At 58.7% G+C, this 18,490-nt stretch carries 16 protein-coding genes; 11 read left to right on the top strand and 5 right to left on the bottom strand.

The window, feature by feature from the left end; all coding sequences use genetic code 11:
- Positions 1 to 39 precede the first annotated feature (39 nt).
- Positions 40 to 528 (top strand): DNA starvation/stationary phase protection protein Dps, encoded by a 489-nt coding sequence (dps, locus tag ABFT80_RS05190; RefSeq protein ID WP_455189869.1) that lies wholly within the window; start codon positions 40 to 42, stop codon positions 526 to 528.
- 3 nt (positions 529 to 531) lie between these two features.
- Here the strand turns inward: dps and xdhC are convergent, their stop codons facing one another.
- The 4 genes from xdhC to uraH all read right to left on the bottom strand — a co-directional run bounded on the left by xdhC (position 532) and on the right by uraH (position 5,776).
- Positions 532 to 1,362: a xanthine dehydrogenase accessory protein XdhC gene (xdhC, locus tag ABFT80_RS05185; protein ID WP_347970755.1), complete on the bottom strand. Its 831-nt coding sequence runs from the start codon at positions 1,360 to 1,362 to the stop codon at positions 532 to 534.
- Positions 1,359 to 3,707, bottom strand: a complete 2,349-nt coding sequence (gene xdhB, locus ABFT80_RS05180) for a xanthine dehydrogenase molybdopterin binding subunit (protein ID WP_347970754.1) — start codon at positions 3,705 to 3,707, stop codon at positions 1,359 to 1,361. The genes xdhC and xdhB overlap by 4 nt, the downstream gene beginning before the upstream one ends.
- A gap of 222 nt (positions 3,708 to 3,929) precedes the next feature.
- Positions 3,930 to 5,411: a xanthine dehydrogenase small subunit gene (gene xdhA / locus ABFT80_RS05175; RefSeq protein ID WP_347970753.1), complete on the bottom strand. Its 1,482-nt coding sequence runs from the start codon at positions 5,409 to 5,411 to the stop codon at positions 3,930 to 3,932.
- A complete protein-coding gene (gene uraH, locus ABFT80_RS05170) occupies positions 5,411 to 5,776 on the bottom strand; it encodes a hydroxyisourate hydrolase (RefSeq protein ID WP_347970752.1) in 366 nt (121 codons plus the stop codon). The genes xdhA and uraH overlap by 1 nt, the downstream gene beginning before the upstream one ends.
- 183 nt (positions 5,777 to 5,959) lie before the next feature.
- On the opposite strand from uraH, the gene puuE reads away from it, so the two are divergent.
- From puuE to ABFT80_RS05120, 10 genes are all read left to right on the top strand, one after another.
- Positions 5,960 to 7,393: an allantoinase PuuE gene (gene puuE, locus ABFT80_RS05165; RefSeq protein ID WP_347970849.1), complete on the top strand. Its 1,434-nt coding sequence runs from the start codon at positions 5,960 to 5,962 to the stop codon at positions 7,391 to 7,393.
- A gap of 10 nt (positions 7,394 to 7,403) precedes the next feature.
- The gene (locus ABFT80_RS05160; protein WP_347970751.1) at positions 7,404 to 8,234 is read left to right on the top strand and encodes a bifunctional allantoicase/(S)-ureidoglycine aminohydrolase; all 831 of its coding nucleotides are present in this window, start codon (positions 7,404 to 7,406) and stop codon (positions 8,232 to 8,234) included.
- A 193-nt stretch (positions 8,235 to 8,427) separates the two neighbouring features.
- Positions 8,428 to 8,937 carry an ureidoglycolate lyase gene (locus ABFT80_RS05155; protein WP_347970750.1) on the top strand — a complete coding sequence of 170 codons (510 nt, stop codon included), beginning with the start codon at positions 8,428 to 8,430 and terminating at the stop codon, positions 8,935 to 8,937.
- Entirely contained in the window at positions 8,934 to 9,527 is a 594-nt protein-coding gene (locus ABFT80_RS05150) for a nucleoside deaminase (RefSeq protein ID WP_347970749.1), read from the top strand. Before ABFT80_RS05155 ends, ABFT80_RS05150 begins: the two co-directional genes overlap by 4 nt.
- 428 nt (positions 9,528 to 9,955) lie before the next feature.
- Complete coding sequence (locus ABFT80_RS05145; RefSeq protein ID WP_347970748.1) at positions 9,956 to 11,539, top strand: ABC transporter substrate-binding protein; 1,584 nt, start codon at positions 9,956 to 9,958, stop codon at positions 11,537 to 11,539.
- 10 nt (positions 11,540 to 11,549) lie between these two features.
- A complete protein-coding gene (locus ABFT80_RS05140; RefSeq protein ID WP_347970747.1) occupies positions 11,550 to 12,506 on the top strand; it encodes an ABC transporter permease in 957 nt (318 codons plus the stop codon).
- Between the two features lie 9 nt (positions 12,507 to 12,515).
- Positions 12,516 to 13,346 carry an ABC transporter permease gene (locus tag ABFT80_RS05135; RefSeq protein WP_347970746.1) on the top strand — a complete coding sequence of 277 codons (831 nt, stop codon included), beginning with the start codon at positions 12,516 to 12,518 and terminating at the stop codon, positions 13,344 to 13,346.
- Positions 13,339 to 15,003, top strand: a complete 1,665-nt coding sequence (locus ABFT80_RS05130; protein WP_347970745.1) for an ABC transporter ATP-binding protein — start codon at positions 13,339 to 13,341, stop codon at positions 15,001 to 15,003. The genes ABFT80_RS05135 and ABFT80_RS05130 overlap by 8 nt, the downstream gene beginning before the upstream one ends.
- Positions 15,004 to 15,035: 32 nt before the next feature.
- A complete protein-coding gene (locus ABFT80_RS05125) occupies positions 15,036 to 16,628 on the top strand; it encodes an ABC transporter substrate-binding protein (RefSeq protein ID WP_347970744.1) in 1,593 nt (530 codons plus the stop codon).
- A 65-nt stretch (positions 16,629 to 16,693) separates the two neighbouring features.
- Entirely contained in the window at positions 16,694 to 17,536 is an 843-nt protein-coding gene (locus ABFT80_RS05120) for an alkaline phosphatase family protein (RefSeq protein WP_347970743.1), read from the top strand.
- A gap of 12 nt (positions 17,537 to 17,548) precedes the next feature.
- Here ABFT80_RS05120 and ABFT80_RS05115 read toward each other — a convergent pair whose 3' ends face one another.
- On the bottom strand, positions 17,549 to 18,490 hold the full coding sequence (locus ABFT80_RS05115) for an alpha/beta hydrolase (RefSeq protein WP_347970742.1): 942 nt from the start codon (positions 18,488 to 18,490) through the stop codon (positions 17,549 to 17,551).

The following is an 18,490-nucleotide window of genomic DNA, read 5'->3' as shown; positions in this document are numbered from 1 at the left end:
TTTAGACTCGTGCTGAGACACGTTTTCGGAGCATTTGAAATGAACATGCACAAGACACTCAATGATTTGAAGTCAAACACCAAAAAGGTTTCCATAGAAATTTTGAACGCGCGCCTGGCCGACGCAATCGATCTGGCGCTCATCACCAAGCAGGCGCATTGGAACATCAAAGGCCCGCATTTTATCGCGGTTCACGAGATGCTGGATGGCTTCCGCAAGGACATCGACGCGCATGTCGATACGATTGCCGAACGCGCGGTGCAGCTTGGCGGAACGGCCTACGGCACGACGCAGAATGTTGCGGATAAGAGCAATCTCGCTCCTTACCCGACCGATATTTACAAGACCAAGGATCATCTGGCAGCGCTGATCGAGCGCTACGGTAAGACCGCCAATCTGACGCGCGCGGCAATCGACGAGGCGGATGAGGCGGGCGACGCCGACACGGCGGACATTTTCACCGCCTTCTCACGCACGCTCGACAAATCCCTTTGGTTCCTCGAAGCCCACACGCAGGAAAAAGAATAGTCTTCAGGCTTTTCTGACGGCGCTGAACAGCGCCGTCATGATCTCGGCGGCGGCGAGCGCGGCAATAACCGCAGGGCGTTTGTCTTTGACGGTTTCGCCGCCGATCGGGCAGATCAAACGCGAAAAATCGGCGGCGTTGCCGCCGTTTTTTTCAAACCAGCTTCTGAAAGTCGCTTTTTTCGTTTTTGAGCCGATCATGCCGACATAGGCAGCATCAGTTCGCACCAGCGCTTCCGAAACGATGAGAAAATCCAGCGCGTGATCGTGCGTCAGGATCACGAAGGCAGAGCCTGACGGAGCGCTTCGAACAACTTGTTCTGGCACCGGCGTCAGACGGGTCGCCACCGTTTCGGGCATGCCTTCGAGCGCATCCGCCCGCGTTTCGATGACCGTGACATGCAGAGGCAAAAGCGCGAAAGCCGACGACAGCGCATGTCCGACATGCCCGCCGCCAAAAACGTAAACATGCGGTCGCCTGGCGTCTTCGGCTTCGGCGGTTTCGACAAGGTTTTGCCTGAGCACCGGATCTATCGGCCGGATTTGAACGGACACGCGCCCGCCGCAGCATTGGCCGATTTCGGGTCCGAGCGGAACATCCAGAAACACGCTTTTAGCGTCCGCTTGCCCATCTTCGCGCAACATCTCTCTCGCTCGATCGATCGCCATGAATTCGAGCGTGCCGCCGCCGATCGTGCCGAAAATTCCTTCTGCCGAGACGAGCATCTGCGCGCCGCGCTCGCGCGGTGTCGATCCTTTGGCGTCCGCCACCTCGACCAGCGCGGCCGGGCCAGCGGAATCCAGAAACGCGCGGAGGCGTGGCGCAGTGGCGGTCATTTTCTTAGCGATTCGGCCTTCAGCCGCTCGACCGCCATCAACACGCGTTCAGGCGTTGCGGGCGCGTCGAGACGCGGGCAGATCTTGTGGTCGGCCACACTGGCCACCGCATCCGAAAGTGCATGAAGAACGGAAATCGCCAGCATGAATGGTGGCTCGCCGACCGCCTTGGAGCGATGAATGCTCGGCTCGTTATTCTCCGGCCATTCGGCCAGCTTCACGTTGAAGATTTTCGGCCGGTCGGAGGCGAGCGGGATTTTGTAGGTGGACGGCGCATGCGTGCGCAGCCTGCCCTTCGCATCCCACCACAATTCCTCGGTCGTCAGCCAGCCCATGCCCTGAATGAACCCGCCCTCGACCTGACCGAGATCGATTGCCCGGTTCAGCGATCGCCCTGCATCGTGCAGAATGTCGGTTCGCTCGACCATATATTCGCCGGTCAGCGTATCGATCGAGACTTCCGAACAGGACGCGCCATAGGCAAAATAATAGAAGGGATGGCCCTCGCCCTTGTCGCGGTTCCAATGGATTTTCGGCGTCTTGTAAAAGCCCGCTGCAGAAAGCTGGATGCGCGCCATATAGGCCTGCTTCACGAGATCGCCGAACGCCACTTCCTGATTGCCGATGCGCACACGGTTCGGCAAAAACAATATCTGATCGTGCGGAATGCCGTATTTTTCCGACGCGAAATCGCTCAGCCGATTGCGGATAATGCGCGCCGCATTCTGCGCGGCCATACCGTTCAGATCGGTGCCTGACGAGGCCGCAGTGGCAGAAGTGTTCGGCACTTTTCCGGTGGTCGTCGCGGTGATCTTCACCTGATCGAGGTCAATCTGGAATTCCTCGGCCACAACTTGCGCGACCTTCACATAAAGGCCCTGCCCCATCTCGGTGCCGCCATGATTCAGATGAACCGAACCATCCGTATAGACATGCACCAGCGCGCCGGCCTGATTGTAGTGCGTCGCGGTGAAGGAGATTCCAAATTTCACCGGTGTCAGCGCCAACCCGCGCTTGATGATCCGGCTGTTCTGGTTGAAGGCCGCGATCTCGCGCCGACGCCGCTCATAATCCGAACTTGCTTCAAGTTCGGAGATGATCCGGTGGATGATATTGTCTTCGACGGTCTGGTGATAGGGCGTGACGTTTCGGTCGCTCGTGCCATAGAAATTCTGCTTGCGGATTTCGAGCGGGTCTTTGCCAACCGCGAACGCCACCTCCTCGATCACGCGCTCTGCACCGACCACGCCCTGCGGCCCGCCAAAGCCGCGAAACGCTGTGTTCGAGACGGTATTCGTATAAAGCGGCGCAGATTTTGCCAGAACGGACGGCCAGAAATAGGCGTTGTCGCAATGGAACAGCGCACGGTCCGTGACCGGACCCGAAAGATCGGACGAGAAACCGCAGCGCGCAGCGTAGGTGTAATCGACGCCTAGAATATTGCCTTCATCGTCGAAGCCGACTTCGTAATCGACGAGGAAATCGTGCCGCTTGCCGGTGGCGGTCATGTCGTCGTCGCGGTCGGGCCGGATTTTCACCGCACGACCGAGTTTCTTGGCGGCGATTGCGGCAATGGCCGCAAACTGGTTCGACTGCGTTTCCTTGCCGCCGAAACCACCGCCCATACGCCGGATTTCGACAGTCACCGCATGGGATGGCACGCCGAGCGCATGGCTGACCATGTGCTGCACTTCGCTCGGATGCTGCGTCGAGGAATAGACGGTTACGTCCTGATCCTCGCCCGGCACCGCCATCGCGATATGGCCTTCGAGGTAGAAATGGTCCTGCCCGCCGATGCGCATCTGCCCGGAGAGCTTGCGCGGTGCATTGCTGATGGCAGCGGCCGCATCGCCCCGTTTCAACGTCAGCGGCGGCGTTACGAGCTTGTCATTGACGGAATCGAGCCCGCCGATGTCGATGATCGCAGGCAATTCCTCATAGTCGATCTTCGCCAGGCGACACGCGCGCCGCGCCTGCTCGCGGGTCTCGGCAATCACCGCGAAAATCGGCTGCCCATGAAACTCGACCTTGCCCTCGGCAAGCACCGGCTCATCATGACGCCCGGTCGGTGAAATATCGTTCTCGCCGGGCACGTCTTCGGCGGTCAGCACAGCCACGACACCAGCGGCTTTTCGCACTTCTGAGAGATCGACAGAGCGAATATTGCCATGCGCGACGCTCGAAAGGCCAAGACAGCCATGCAGCGTGCCAGCGGGTTCGGGCATATCATCGATATAGATCGCCTGCCCCGACACATGCTTATGCGCGGAATCATGACGCTGGTCAGTCGCAACGCCGCCCTGGATTTTCGCGGCTTTGAGGTCGGGGATGGAGTGCTTGTTCATTGCTGAACTCCTGGGAGGCAGAGCTCTACGTTGCCCCCCTCTGTCCTGCCGGACATCTCCCCCACAGGTGGGGAGATTGGCAGTTTAGACGTCTCCGCAAAGCTTGCTACGCTCGAGATTGGCGAAAGCAGAATTGAAATCTGATCTCCCCACCTGTGGGGGAGATGTCCGGCAGGACAGAGGGGGGCGCGAGAAAACTCGACATTTGACGGCATATTCATCTCACGCCGCCTCATGCCGGTTAACCTGAACCAACGCCTCGGCACCCGTCGTCTCAAGATAAAACCGCTTCAGCAAGTTCTTCGCCACCATCATGCGATATTCGGCACTTGCGCGCATATCGGTCAGCGGTTTGAAATCGGCTTCATAGGCAGGCAAAGCGGCATCGATCGTCTCTTCCGTCCACGGTTTGCCGAGCAATGCCGCCTCGACAGAAGCCGCCCGCTTCGGCGTTGCAGCCATGCCGCCATAGGCGATGCGCACAACCGAAACCGAATTGTCCGCGCCAAGCTCCACATAAAAAGCGCCGAGCGCAGCGGTAATGTCCTCGTCGCGCCGCTTGGTGATTTTGTGGACGGCGAAATGCGCATCCGATGCGGGCACCGGCACATGCACGGCCTCGACGAACTCACCGGCCACGCGGTCCTGTTTGCCGTAATCGATGAAGAATTTTTCCAGCAGGATCGTGCGGCGCACATCGCCTTTGCGCAGCGTCAGACTGGCACCCAGCGCGATCAATGGCGGGGGCGTATCGCCGATGGGCGAACCGTTGGCGATGTTGCCGCCGATCGTGCCCATATTGCGGACCTGCTCGCCGCCGATGCGATCGAACAGCGGTCCAAGCACCGGAATGCGCTGCGACAGCGTCTTCATTGCCTGCGTGTAGGTCACGCCAGCGCCGATGTTGATCGTGCCGCTTTCTTCCGAGATTTCCTGCAAACCGACGAGATTTCCGATGAAAACCACCGGCGAAATCTCGCGCATGAACTTCGTCACCCACAGGCCGACATCCGTCGAGCCCGCAATGATCGTTGCCTTCGGCTCGCTCTCCAGAACGGCAGCGAAATCATCGACATTTGCCGGAACGACCAGCCGCTTGCCGCCCTTTTCGATCTCGACGCGCGCGCCATCGTTCAATGCGCAGAGTTTTTTGATGGTTTCCTTGCGTTCGACCAGCAGCGGGTCCTTGGCCGACTGACCGTAGGTCGAAATCGCACGCGCTGCCCGAACGATCGCTTCATAGCCGGTGCAGCGGCATAGATTGCCCTGTAGAGCTTTCTCGATTTCCGCCATCGAGGGGTCGGCGCTGCGCATCCACAACCCATAGAGCGACATGACGAAGCCCGGCGTGCAGAAGCCGCATTGCGAGCCGTGAAAATCGACCATTGCCTGCTGCACCGGATGCAGCCCGCCGGACGCACCACGCAAATGCTCCACGGTAACGACATGGCATCCATCGAGCGAACCGACAAAACGGATGCAGGCATTCACGCTTTCATAAACGAGCTCGCCATGCAGAAGTCTGCCGACCAGCACCGTACAGGCCCCGCAATCGCCCTCGGCGCAGCCTTCCTTGGTGCCGCGCAGGGCGCGCTCGAGGCGCAGCCAGTCGAGCAACGTATCGTCGGGCGCGATGTCTTTCAGCGCGACCGTCTGGCCGTTGAGCAGAAAACGGATTTCGTTGCGGATCGTCAGCGCACCCATCAGCTTCCCCTGTAGGTCGAGTAGCCGTACGGCGAGATCAGCAGCGGCACATGATAGTGGCGGTCTTCCGCCATGCCGAAACGGATCGGTACAAGATCGAGAAATGCCGGATCGGGCAGCTTCGCACCATGCTTGCGCAGATAATCGCCAGCGGAGAAAACCAGCTCATACTCGCCGGTGCGAAATGCATCGCCATCCAGCAGCGGCGCATCGCAGCGGCCGTCGTCATTCGTCGTCACGGTTTTGAGAAGGGTGCGGGCTTCGCCCTCGATATGATAAAGCGAAATGGAAAGCCCGGATGCCGGAAGCCCGGATGCTGTATCGAGCACATGGGTCGTCAGACGTCCACCAGATGATTTCGACATTCGGCCTCCCTTACCGGTACGTTCGAACGCAATCGGACAATTGTGCAGCAATTAAAGGACATGCATAAGGCCCAGGGAAGGAGAAGGCGACAAAAAGACTTTCAAAAATTTTGAGGGGAATGTCCGTCAACTCCTTTGATAATCTTGATCGAACAATGACCGGCAATCCGGCTATGAGGGATGATGCGCTACCAAAGAGACATGCGTGGATATGGGGCCAACCCGCCCGATCCGAAATGGCCGGGCGGCGCTCGTGTCGCCATCCAGTTCGTCGTCAATTACGAGGAAGGCGGGGAAAATTGCATTCTGCATGGCGACCGAGCCTCGGAAGCGTTCCTGTCCGAGATCGTCGGTGCGCAGCCTTGGGAGGGCATGCGCCACTGGAACATGGAATCCATCTATGAGTATGGCGCGCGGGCCGGTTTCTGGCGGCTGCACCGCATGTTCACCGAGGCCGATGTTCCGGTCACCGTCTATGGCGTGGCATCCGCGCTGGCGCGTTCGCCCGATCAGGTCGCGGCCATGCAGGATGCAGGCTGGGAAATCGCCTCGCATGGCCTGAAATGGATCGACTACCGCGCCTATGATGCCGAAGACGAGCGCGGCGATCTGGCAGCGGCGGTTCGTCTCCATGAAGAAGTTACCGGCGAGCGCCCGAAGGGCCTCTATCTCGGCCGCACTTCGATCAACTCGGTGCGGCTTGCCTGCGAGGAAGGCGGTTTCGACTATATTTCGGACACTTATGACGACGATCTGCCGTATTGGCTCGACCATGACGGCCACGGCAATGCGATATCGCCGCAATTGGTCATTCCCTACACGCTCGACGCGAACGATATGCGGTTCGCGACGCCGCAGGGCTTCAATTCCGGTGACCAGTTCTATGCCTATCTGAAGGACAGTTTCGACACGCTCTATGCGGAAGGCAAGGCCGGTCGCGGCGGCATGATGTCGATCGGCCTTCATTGCCGTCTGATAGGAAGGCCCGGACGCGCTGCAGCGCTCAAACGGTTCATCGACTATGTGAAAAGCTATGACGATGTATGGCTGCCGCGCCGCATCGACATCGCGGATCACTGGCGCGAACATCATCCATACGCACCGGCGGCATTGCGCCCTTCACGTATGGATCGCGACGGCTTCGTGCAAAGTTTCGGCGGCATATTCGAGCATTCACCATGGATCGCCGAGCGCGCCTATGAGTTGGAACTTGGGGCCGCTCATGACAGCGCAGGCGGACTGCACAACGCATTGTGCAGGGCGTTCCGCGCGGCCAGCGACAAGGAACGGCTCGGCGTGCTCAACGCCCACCCCGACCTTGCCGGAAAACTTGCCGCCGCGAAAAGGCTGACGGCCGAATCCACCAGGGAACAGGCATCTGCCGGTCTCGACGCCCTGACAGACAAGGAGCGCGAGCTCTTCACCAAGCTGAACGCCGCCTATGTGACCAATTTCGGCTTCCCATTCATCATCGCCGTGAAGGGATTGACGAAAGACGAGATACTGGCCGCCTTCGAAAAACGTATCGGCAATACGCGCGCTGTTGAATTCGAAACCGCATGCAGGCAGGTGGAGCGGATCGCTTTGCTGCGCCTGAAGGAAATTTTACCACTTTGATGGGAAGACGATGACAGGCCGGACCTACTACGCACCCCATGGCGGTCTGCCGCAGCAGACGCAGCTTCTGACCGATCGTGCGGTCTTCACCAATGCCTATGCGGTCATTCCGAAAGGCGTGATGCAGGACATCGTGACCAGCTTTCTGCCTTTCTGGGAAGGCACGCGCGTCTGGGTCCTGTCGCGCCCTCTGTCGGGCTTTGCCGAGACCTTCTCGCAATACATCATGGAAGTGGCGCCCGGCGGTGGCAGCGACCGGCCCGAACTCGACCCGAATGCCGAAGGCGTTCTCTTTGTGGTTGAAGGCGAGATCAGCGTCACGCTGAACGGCAAAAAGCAGACGATGAAGCCCGGCGGCTTTGCCTTCATTCCGCCCGGCGCAAAATGGAGCCTGCGCAACGAAGCGGGTTCGCATGCGCGCTTTCATTGGATTCGCAAAGCCTATGAATTCGTCGACGGCATCGAAGCGCCTGAAGCTTTCTTTGCAGACGAAGCCGATATCGCGCCCTCACCCATGGCCCACACGGATGGCAAATGGGCCACGACGCGCTTCGTCGATCCAGCCGATATTCGCCACGACATGCATGTGACGATCGTCACGCTGGAGCCGGGCGCTGTCATCCCCTTTGCCGAAACCCATGTGATGGAGCACGGGCTTTATGTGCTCGAGGGCAAAGCGGTCTACCGGCTCAATCAGGATTGGGTGGAAGTCGAGGCCGGCGACTACATGTGGCTCCGTGCCTTCTGTCCGCAGGCCTGTTATGCGGGCGGACCGGGAAATTTCCGGTATCTGCTTTACAAGGATGTGAACCGGCATATGAAATTGGGCGGACGCGTTTAGGAAGATATTTGATGAATTTGCTCCTTCACGCCCCCCTCTGTCCTGCCGGACATCTCCCCCACAAGGGGGGAGATTGGCTGTCTCAATGTTGGCTCCCAAAACAACAACTGCTGATCTCCCCACCTGTGGGGGAGATGTCCGGCAGGACAGAGGGGGGCAACGTAAGGCACTGCCACACAAAGGCTCTTACCCTATGAACAAAATAATTACCCCACAGCCCCTCACCCGCGCAGCCTTCGCACCCTTCGGCGATGTCATCGATACTGATGGCAGCGAGCATTTCGAAATCAACGGCGGCAAATGCGTGCGCCATCACGCGCTGGCGACAGCCGAGGCGACAGGCGACAACTCCCGCGTCGTGCTCAATCTGTTCAAGGCCACGCCTTACGATTTCCCGCTGAAGCTCACCATGGTCGAGCGCCACCCGTTCGGCAGCCAGGCATTCGTGCCCTTGTCGCCAAGGCCGTTTCTCGTCGTGGTCTGCCCCGATCAAAATGGCCGCCCCGGCACACCGAAAGCTTTCCTCACGGCACCGGGACAGGGCGTGAATTACAAGCGCAATCTATGGCATGGCGTGCTGACGCCGATCGGCGAACCGCAGGATTTCCTCGTGGTCGACCGCGCCGGTGACGGCGTCAATCTCGAGGAATTTTTCTTCGAGACGCCATATGAAATCCGCCTTCCCGAAGGGTTCGGCATATGACGACCAAGGAAATCATCGAACGCCTTTTCGACGTCATCGAATACGACATCGTGCCGAAGACCGAAGAGGGCGTGGCGAAAGGCAACAAGCTTTTTGGCGCTGCGATCCTGCGCAAATCCGACATGTCGGTGGTGATTTCCGAGACCAATAACGAGATGGAAAATCCGCTCTGGCACGGCGAAATGCATGCGTTGAAACGGTTCTATGAACTGCCCAAGGCTGACCGTCCCGACACGAAGGATTGCATTTTCCTCGCCACTCATGAGCCTTGCTCGCTGTGTCTCTCGGCGATCACATGGACCGGCTTCGACAATTTCTACTATTTGTTCAGCCATGAGGATTCGCGCGACAGCTTCGAAATCCCGCATGATCTGAAAATCCTGAAGCAAGTCTTCACGCTCGATCCCGGCGGCTACAATGCCGAAAACGATTATTGGAAAAGCCATTCCCTTCGGAAACTCGCCGGCACTTTGCCCGAAACCGAAAAACGCAGACTGGAAAAGCGCGCTGCGGAAATCTCCACGCGCTACGACCGTTTGTCGGAGACTTATCAAGACAGCAAGTCGGACAACGACATTCCGCTTAATTGATGAGTCAGGCTTAAAGAGCCGACCTCCTTCGCCACAAAAGCCCGGCTTTAAACGTGTGCGCAACTGCGCGCGCACGCTGCGGCTGCACAACTATCGACCACCGGCTAAAATCGTAATGTCGCGAATGGAATGGTTTCAGCAGAAGCAAGCCGGGTAAAAATCACTCCATTTTTTGCAAATATCTTCTCACAGAATGTCGCCCTTTTGAAAAACTCCGCGTTTTAATCTCTCAAACGCATTCCAACGGAAAGTTTTTGCCCTATTTTAAAAATCGGGTTTCGAGGGGTTGGCTTAAAAGCGACATTCATTTACGCCATGTCATGTCGCAATCGGCCTTGCGCCACGATCCTCGTTGGCGTCAATATTCTCCCAACAAGAAACAACAAGCATGGTCTTGGCCATGACCAACAGAGGCAGGAGCAAATTTCATGTCAGATGAACTCGATTTTCTTAGCCACCGCGTTGTACTCGGTAAGATGAACCGCCGGGATTTTCTTGGTCGCGCAGCCGCCATTGGCGTCTCGGCCACCTTCGCAAATTCTCTCCTTTCGAGCGCCGCCTTGGCGCAGGGTCCGCAAAAGGGCGGCACGCTGAAGGCAGGCATGCAGGGTGGTGAATCCACCAACAGCCTCGACCCTGCCTCATGGCAGAGCCAGGTTCCTTACAAATTCGGTCGCCAATGGGGCGAGCAGCTCGTCCAGATGTCGCCGGAAGGCGAAGTGATGCCGGCTCTCGCCGAAGAGTGGGGCGCGTCCGACGATGCCAAGGTCTGGACTTTCAAGATCCGCAAAGGCGTCGAATTCCACAATGGTAAGGAAATGACGCCGGATGACGTTCTGGCGACGATGGAACGCCATTCCGACGAATCCTCAAAATCCGGCGCGCTCGGCATCATGGGTGGCATCGACACGATCAAGGTCGACGGCGACAGCGTCGTCTTCAACTTGAAAGAGGCCAATGCCGACCTTCCCTATCTGCTCGACGACTACCATTTGATGATCCAGCCGAATGGCGGCAAGGACGACCCGACCGCAGGCATCGGCACTGGCCCCTACAAGGTCGCCGTGAACGAGCCCGGCGTGCGTCATGTCGGCGAGAAATTCGCCAATTACTGGCGTGACGATCGCGGATTTGCGGATTCGATCGAAATTATCGTCATCAACGACGCAACGGCCCGCACCTCCGCGCTTCAGGGTGGTCAGGTCGATATGGTCAACCGCGTCGAGCCGAAGATCGTCGAACTCATCAAGCGTGTTCCGGGCGTCACCATCCAGAACGTCGCGGGCAAGGGACACTACGTCTTCATCGCACATTGCAACACCGCGCCTTTCGACAACAACGATTTGCGCCTCGCACTGAAATTCGCGCTCGACCGTGAAGAGATGCTGCAGAAAATCCTGATGGGCTTCGGTTCGGTCGGCAATGATACGCCGATCAACAAGGCCTACCCGCTGTTCACCGAAATCGAGCAGCGCCCGTTCGATCCGGAAAAGGCCGCGTTCCATTACAAAAAATCCGGCCATTCGGGCACGGTTCTGCTACGCACGTCGGATGTTGCCTTCCCCGGCGCTGTCGATGCCGCACAGCTTTACCAGCAGAGCGCTGCCAAGGCTGGCATCACCATCGAGGTCAAGCGCGAACCGGGCGATGGCTACTGGTCCGAAGTCTGGAACAAGCAGCCCTTCTCCTCATCCTATTGGGGCGGGCGTCCGACGCAGGATCAGATGTACCAGACCGCCTATTATTCGAAGGCCGACTGGAACGACACTCGCTTCCAGCGCGAGGATTTCGACAAGTTGCTGGTGCAGGCCCGCTCAGAACTCGACCAGGAAAAGCGCACCGCCATCTACAAATCGATGGGCGAAATGGTGCGCGACGAAGGCGGCGTCATCACACCGATGTTCAACGATTTCATCGACGCGACCGGCCCGAAAGTCGGCGGCTGGGTGCCTGACGGCAACCAGGAAATGATGGGCGGCTACGCGCTGTCCAAATGCTGGGTTCAGGCCTGAGCCCGGCGATATGTCCCCAATCCTGAAACTGGTAGCCCAGCGCATCGCGCTGGGCATACTCTTACTTCTGGCCGTTTCGGTCCTGATCTTCGCCGGCACTCAAATCCTTCCCGGCGATGTCGCACAATCCATCCTCGGTCAATCGGCCACACCGCAGGCGCTTGCAAATCTGCGCGAAGAACTCGGCCTGAACGACCCCGCCATCGTGCGCTATTTCAAATGGCTTGGCGGTATTTTGACGGGTGATCTCGGCACCGCTCTGTCCAGCCGGCAAGACATTGCGACATCGATAGGCGGACGCCTGTGGAACACGCTGTTTCTAGCATTCTGGGCGGCAGTCGTCTCGGTGCCGCTGGCAGTCATTCTTGGCCTGATCGCCGTGCGCTATCGCAATGGCGTCGTCGACAAGACCATCTCCGGCCTGGCGCTTGCTTCCACGTCTTTGCCTGAATTCTTCATCGGCTATCTTCTGGTCTTCTTCTTCGCCGTGAAGCTGCAATGGTTTCCGGGAATTTCGACCGTTTACGAGGGCATGCCGTTTCTCGAACGCATGAAGGCGATTGCACTTCCGGCAACGGCGCTCACGCTCGTCGTTCTCGCACATATGATGCGCATGACACGCGCCGCGATCCTCAATGTCATGCAGTCGGCCTATGTCGAGACTGCGGAACTGAAAGGCCTTCGCGCGCTCGATGTGATCCGCAAGCACGCCTTCCCGAACGCGATTGCACCCATCGTCAACGTCATCATGCTCAACCTCGCCTTTTTGATCGTCGGTGTGGTCGTGGTCGAGGTGATCTTCGTCTATCCGGGCATGGGACAATATCTGGTGGACCACGTTGCCAAACGAGATGTACCCGTTGTGCAGGCAGTCGGCCTGATTTTCGCGGCCGTTTATATCAGCCTGAACATCATCGCAGACATCGTTGCAATCGTCGCCAATCCGCGACTCAGGCATCCGAAGTGAGGGCGCGGCATGCTTGATTTGAAAACCATCCCGATCGGGGCCTTGATCGGCCTCATACTCACAAGCCTGTTCCTGCTGACGGCGATTTTCGCTCCGCTGATCGCGCCTTACGGCATGGGACAGATCGTCGGCTCCGTCTGGGAACCGATGTCCAGCCAGTTCCTGCTTGGCACCGACAATCTTGGACGCGACCTGCTTTCGCGCATGATCTTCGGCGCACGCACCACGATCTTCATCGCGGTTCTAGCGACCGCCCTGTCGTTCACGCTCGGTGCGATTCTCGGCCTGACGGCCGCGGTGGTCGGCGGCTGGTTCGACACGATCATGTCGCGCTTCGTCGACCTGTTGATGTCGATCCCGACGCTCATCTTCGGCCTCGTCGTTCTTTCCGTCCTGCCCTCGACGATCCTCACTCTGATCCTCGTCATGGGCATCCTCGATTCCACACGCGTCTATCGCCTCACCCGCGCGGTCGCCGTCGACATCAATGTGATGGACTTCGTGGAGGCGGCAAAGCTGCGCGGCGAAGGCAGAATGTGGATCATCTTCCGCGAAATCCTGCCGAATGCACTCTCACCGCTCGTGTCTGAGCTCGGCCTGCGCTTCATCTACGCCGTGCTGTTCCTCTCGGCTCTGTCCTTCCTCGGCCTCGGCGTTCAGCCACCGGCGGCTGACTGGGGCGGCATGGTGAAGGAAAACAAGGACGGCATCGTGTTCGGCATTCCGGCAGCACTCATCCCGGCAGCCGCAATCGCGGTATTGGCAATTTCGGTCAATCTCGTCGCCGATTGGGTTTTGAACCGCACCACCGACCTCAAAGGAGGACGCGGCAATGGCTAAGGCAAAAACGCCAGTCGAGAAGCCCGAAATGGTGCTCGACATCAAGAACCTTCGTATCGAAGCGAAGGTCTACCCGCCCGGCGAAGCGCCTCGAAACATCACGCTTGTTCACGACGTTTCGCTGCAATTGAAGCGCGGCAAGGTGTTGGGCCTGATCGGTGAATCGGGCGCCGGAAAATCGACCATCGGGCTTGCTTCCATGGCTTATGGCCGTGGCGGCGTGCGCATCACCGGCGGCGAGATCATCGTCAATGGGCGCGACATTCTGAAAGGCGGCCCGCGCGGCGTTCGCAAATTGCGCGGAAAGGAAGTCTGCTATGTCGCACAGTCGGCAGCGGCAGCCTTCAATCCTGCTCACCGGCTGATGGATCAGGTGATCGAGGCATCGCTCTTGCATGGCACGTCAAAGCGCGCGGCAGCAGAAAAACGCGCCATAGCGCTTTTCAAAAAACTCGGACTGCCGGACCCTGAAAACTTCGGCGAGCGGTTCCCCCATCAGGTTTCCGGCGGCCAGTTGCAACGTGCTATGACTGCCATGGCGCTCTGCTCGGAACCGGACATCATCGTCTTCGACGAGCCGACAACCGCTCTCGACGTAACCACGCAGATCGACGTGCTCGCTGCCATCAAGGATGCGATCCGCGATACCGGCGTCGCCGCGCTCTACATCACGCACGATCTCGCGGTCGTTGCGCAGGTGTCCGACGAAATCATGGTTCTGCGCCACGGCAAGCTGGTCGAATGGGGCGGCACACAGCAGATCATCAAGCATCCGCGTCAGGAATACACCAACGCGCTGGTTTCCGTGCACGAGATCGAGCATCAGGAAAAAGCCCCCGGCGAAAAGCCTGTCCTGTCTGCCAAGAACATCACCGCCTCTTATGGCGGCGGCAAGGTGAAGGTTCTGAAGGACGTCTCCGTCGATATTTTCGCGGGACAGACATTGGCGGTGGTCGGCGAATCCGGCTCCGGAAAATCGACGCTAGCACGCGCCATAACCGGGCTTCTGCCGCCCGAGCAGGGCAGCGTCACCTTTGCGGGACGCACGCTTTCGAAGCGCCTTGCGGAACGCACGAAGGATGATCTGCGGGAATTGCAGATGATCTACCAGATGGCCGATGTCGCGATGAACCCTCGTCAAACGGTCGGCACGATCATCGGCAGGCCGCTGGAGTTCTATTTCGGAATGCGCGGCCGCGAGCGCGATGCGCGCGTTGCCGAGCTTCTCGAAAAGATCGAGATGGGCAAAGGCTTCATCGATCGCTACCCGGCGGAACTTTCGGGCGGCCAGAAACAACGCGTCTGCATCGCGCGCGCACTTGCCGCCAAACCGAGCCTCATCATTTGCGACGAGGTGACGAGCGCGCTCGATCCGCTTGTCGCGCACGGCATTCTGCGCCTTCTGCTCGATCTGCAGGCGGAAGAGGACGTCGCCTATCTCTTCATCACCCATGATCTTGCGACGGTCAGATCCATCGCGGATTCCATTGCGGTCATGTATCGTGGCGAACTTGTGCGCTACGGACCGAAATCACAGGTTCTCTCACCGCCTTTCGACGACTATACCGATCTTCTCCTGTCTTCCGTTCCGGAGATGGAAATCGGGTGGCTCGAGAAGGCAATCGGTGGACGGCGCATGGCAAGTGCCGGAAACTGACCTTGGTGAAACAGAACTAAAATGGAAATTGAATGTCCAAAGAACTCGACTATCTGAGCGGCCGCCTCCTTGCAGGCCGCTTGTCCCGCCGCGATTTTCTCGGTCGCGCCGCCGCACTCGGCGTCTCGGCCGCTTTCGCCAACAGCTTGCTGGCTAGTGCTGCACAAGCACAGACGCCGGTTCGCGGCGGCTTCTTGAAGGCTGGATTGCAGGGTGGCGAATCAACCAACAGCCTCGACCCGGCGCTCAATCTCAGCCAGGTCACGTTCAACTTCGGCAAGCTTTGGGGTGAGTTCCTTGTTCGCCTGACGCCGACGAACGATCTGGAATATCTCATCGCCGAGGAGATCAATCCATCCAGCGATGGCAAGACCTGGACGCTGAAAGTGCGTGACGGCATCGAGTTCCACAATGGCAAGACGGTCACCGCCGAAGACGTTGCTGCAACCATCGAGCGCCACGCCGACGAGAATTCGAAATCGGGTGCCTATGGCATTCTCGGAAACATCACGGGCATCAAGGCCGAGGGCAAGGAAGTCATCTTCACCCTCAAGGACCCGGATGCAGACTTCCCCTATCTGATGGCCGACTACCACTTGCCGATCCAGCCGAATGGCGGCAAGGACGACCCTAATGCCGGCATCAGCGCCGGTCCTTACAAAGTGTCCGTCAATCAGCCGGGCGTGCGCCATGGCGGCGAGCGCTTCGCCAATTACTGGCGCGGCGACAAGGCCGGACATGCCGATCAGGTCGAGATAATCGTCATCAACGACGCGACTGCGCGCCTTTCCGCGCTGCAGGGCGGGCAGGTGCATATGATCAACCGCGTCGAGCCGAAAGTGGTGGATCTGGTAAAGCGTGTGCCGGGCGTCAGCATCGAGAACGCGGCGGGCAAGGGTTTCTACCCGTTCAACATGTTCTGCGACACTGCCCCCTTCGACAACAATGATCTTCGCATGGCGTTGAAACTCGCCATGGATCGCGAGCAATTGTTGCAAACGGTTCTGTTCGGCTACGGCTCGGTGGGTAATGATTCCCCGATCAATGGGGCCTACCCATTGTTCGCCGAAGATGTCGAGCAGCGCGTCTACAATCCCGAAAAAGCCGCCGAATTCTACAAGAAGTCCGGTCACAGCGGGTCTATCCTGCTGCGCACCTCGGATGTCGCCTTTCCTGGTGCCGTCGATGCCGCGCAGCTTTATCAGCAGAGCGCTGCCAAGGCTGGTATCACCATCGAGATCAAGCGCGAGCCCGGCGATGGCTACTGGTCGGAAGTCTGGAACAAGCAGCCCTTCGCGCTTTCCTATTGGGGCGGCCGGGCAACGCAGGACCAGATGTATTCTACCGGCTACGCCTCAAACGCCGACTGGAACGACACGCGCTTCAAGCGTCCCGAATTCGACGCGATGCTGCTTACCGCGCGCTCGGAACTCGATGAAGCGAAGCGCAAATCGATCTATCGCGACATGGCAGTGATGATGCGCGACGAAGGCGGCCTGATAGTGCCCTTCTTCAACGAGCATATCGACGCCGTCGCAACCGACAAGGTTGGCGGCTACGTCAAGACCCCGATAGGCGAGCAGATGGACGGCTATGCGCTGGCCGAGTGCTGGCTCAACGCCTGAGGTTGAAAATCGACGGACCCGGTCGCACCAGCGGTCGGGTCGCTTTTTTAACTACCGGAACGATCATGGCTCTCAAAACCAAACTCCTGCTCATCATTCTCGACGGTCTTCCGTGGCGCAACTGGCGCAAATTCATGGGAAATCTCGAAGGCTGGGTGCAATCCGGCGATGCGCAGATGTGGCGCATGCGCTCGGTACTTCCATCGACCTCCGCCTGCTGCTACGCCTCGATCCACACCGGCGTATCCCCGCAGGTGCATGGCGTTCTATCCAACGACATTCGCGCCCGCGTTTCTCAACCGGACATCTTTTCCGAAGTGTCGAAAGCGGGCGGCAAGACGGGCGCCGTCACCCATTCCTACTGGTCGGAATTCTTCCACCGCTATCCGTTCGATCTGGTGGAAGACATGGAATATGACAACCCCGGCGGCCCGATCACGCATGGCCGCTTCCACACCATGACCGGCTACAATCTCATCAACCAGACGACGCCGAGCGACGTCGATCTGTTCGCGACACTGACCATGCTGACGCGCCGCCACGGCATCGACTACGGCATCCTGCACACTTGCACGCTGGATTCGATGGGCCATCGCTTCGGCCATGATTGCGGCGAGATGGACCACGCACTTTTCTCGATCGACGCGCAACTCGCCGCCTTCCTGCCGAAATGGCTGGCGGACGGTTACGAGGTCATCGTCACCGCCGACCATGGCCAGACCGACCGCGGCCATCATGGCGGCCATGACGACGAGATGCAGGATTTCGCGCTCTATTATTTCGGCAAGGGCAAAGGCCCGAAAACCGATACGCTGCTCGACCAGTTACAGCTCGCGCCGAGCATTCTCACGCGTCTGGGCGTGAAAATCCCTGCGACGATGAAAGCCAAATCGTTCCTGAGCCGATAGAGGTTTCGAAACTCAGTAAGGCCACTCGTTTTTGCCGAGCGCTTCCAGCGCATCGACTATGCGTGTGAAACTGGAGCGTGCGCGCGAAACGCTGTGGCGCGCCCGCAGATAGCCGTGAACGAGGCCACGTTCCTCATGCCAGAATGCGCGGCCACCGGCATTCGCAACGTGGCTGCAATAGGCCTCGCCATCAGACGATAGCGGATCACATTCTGCGGTTATGATGACGGTGGGCGGCAAATTCGAGAAATTCGCGTCGGCCAGCGGCGCATAAGTTATGTCGCCGGTGATTTTTGTACCTCCCGCGCGCATTTTCATCGCGAAATCTATGTCGCGAACCGTAAGCATCGGCGCTTCTGCGTGGTTCACATAAGAACCCTTGCTGTGATCACCGCCAAGTCCGGGATAGATCAGAACCTGTCCTGCGGGCCGTTTTGCGTGACCGCGCGATGCGTGAGCGACGGCCGCAGCAAGATTGCCGCCCGCACTGTCGCCGCTCAGCACTATGTTGCACGCATAGCGTTTCATTGCCCATTCATAGGCGGCCATCGCATCGTCGAACGCGGCTGGATGCACATGCTCCGGCGCCAGCCGGTAATCGACGGAAACGACCTCATAGCCGGTTCGCGAGCAGATTTCCGCGCAGATGTCGTCATGGCTATCCAGCCCGCCGAGCACGAAGCCGCCGCCATGAAAATAGAGCACCATCGCCGCCGGGTTTGCTTCTTCCTTGCGGTATATCCGGATCGGAATCTGGTGATTGCCCGCATCGACAAAGGTCGTTTCAGCGCTCACATTCTCCGGGTAGCCAGCAAAGAAGGCTTCGCACATGCGATCATAGACCCGGCGCTGGTCCTCGATCGTTTCATCTATCGTATCGGGCGCATAGAACGAGTTGGTCCTGTCTATGAAGGCCCATGTCTCGGCATCTATCAGTTTACGATAATCGGTCAT

It is taken from the genome of Foliimonas ilicis, assembly GCF_039939195.1.
GTDB lineage: Bacteria > Pseudomonadota > Alphaproteobacteria > Rhizobiales > Rhizobiaceae > Foliimonas > Foliimonas ilicis.
The sequence above is the reverse complement of the archived record's forward strand: the minus strand, read 5'-3'. Positions and strand labels throughout refer to the sequence as shown.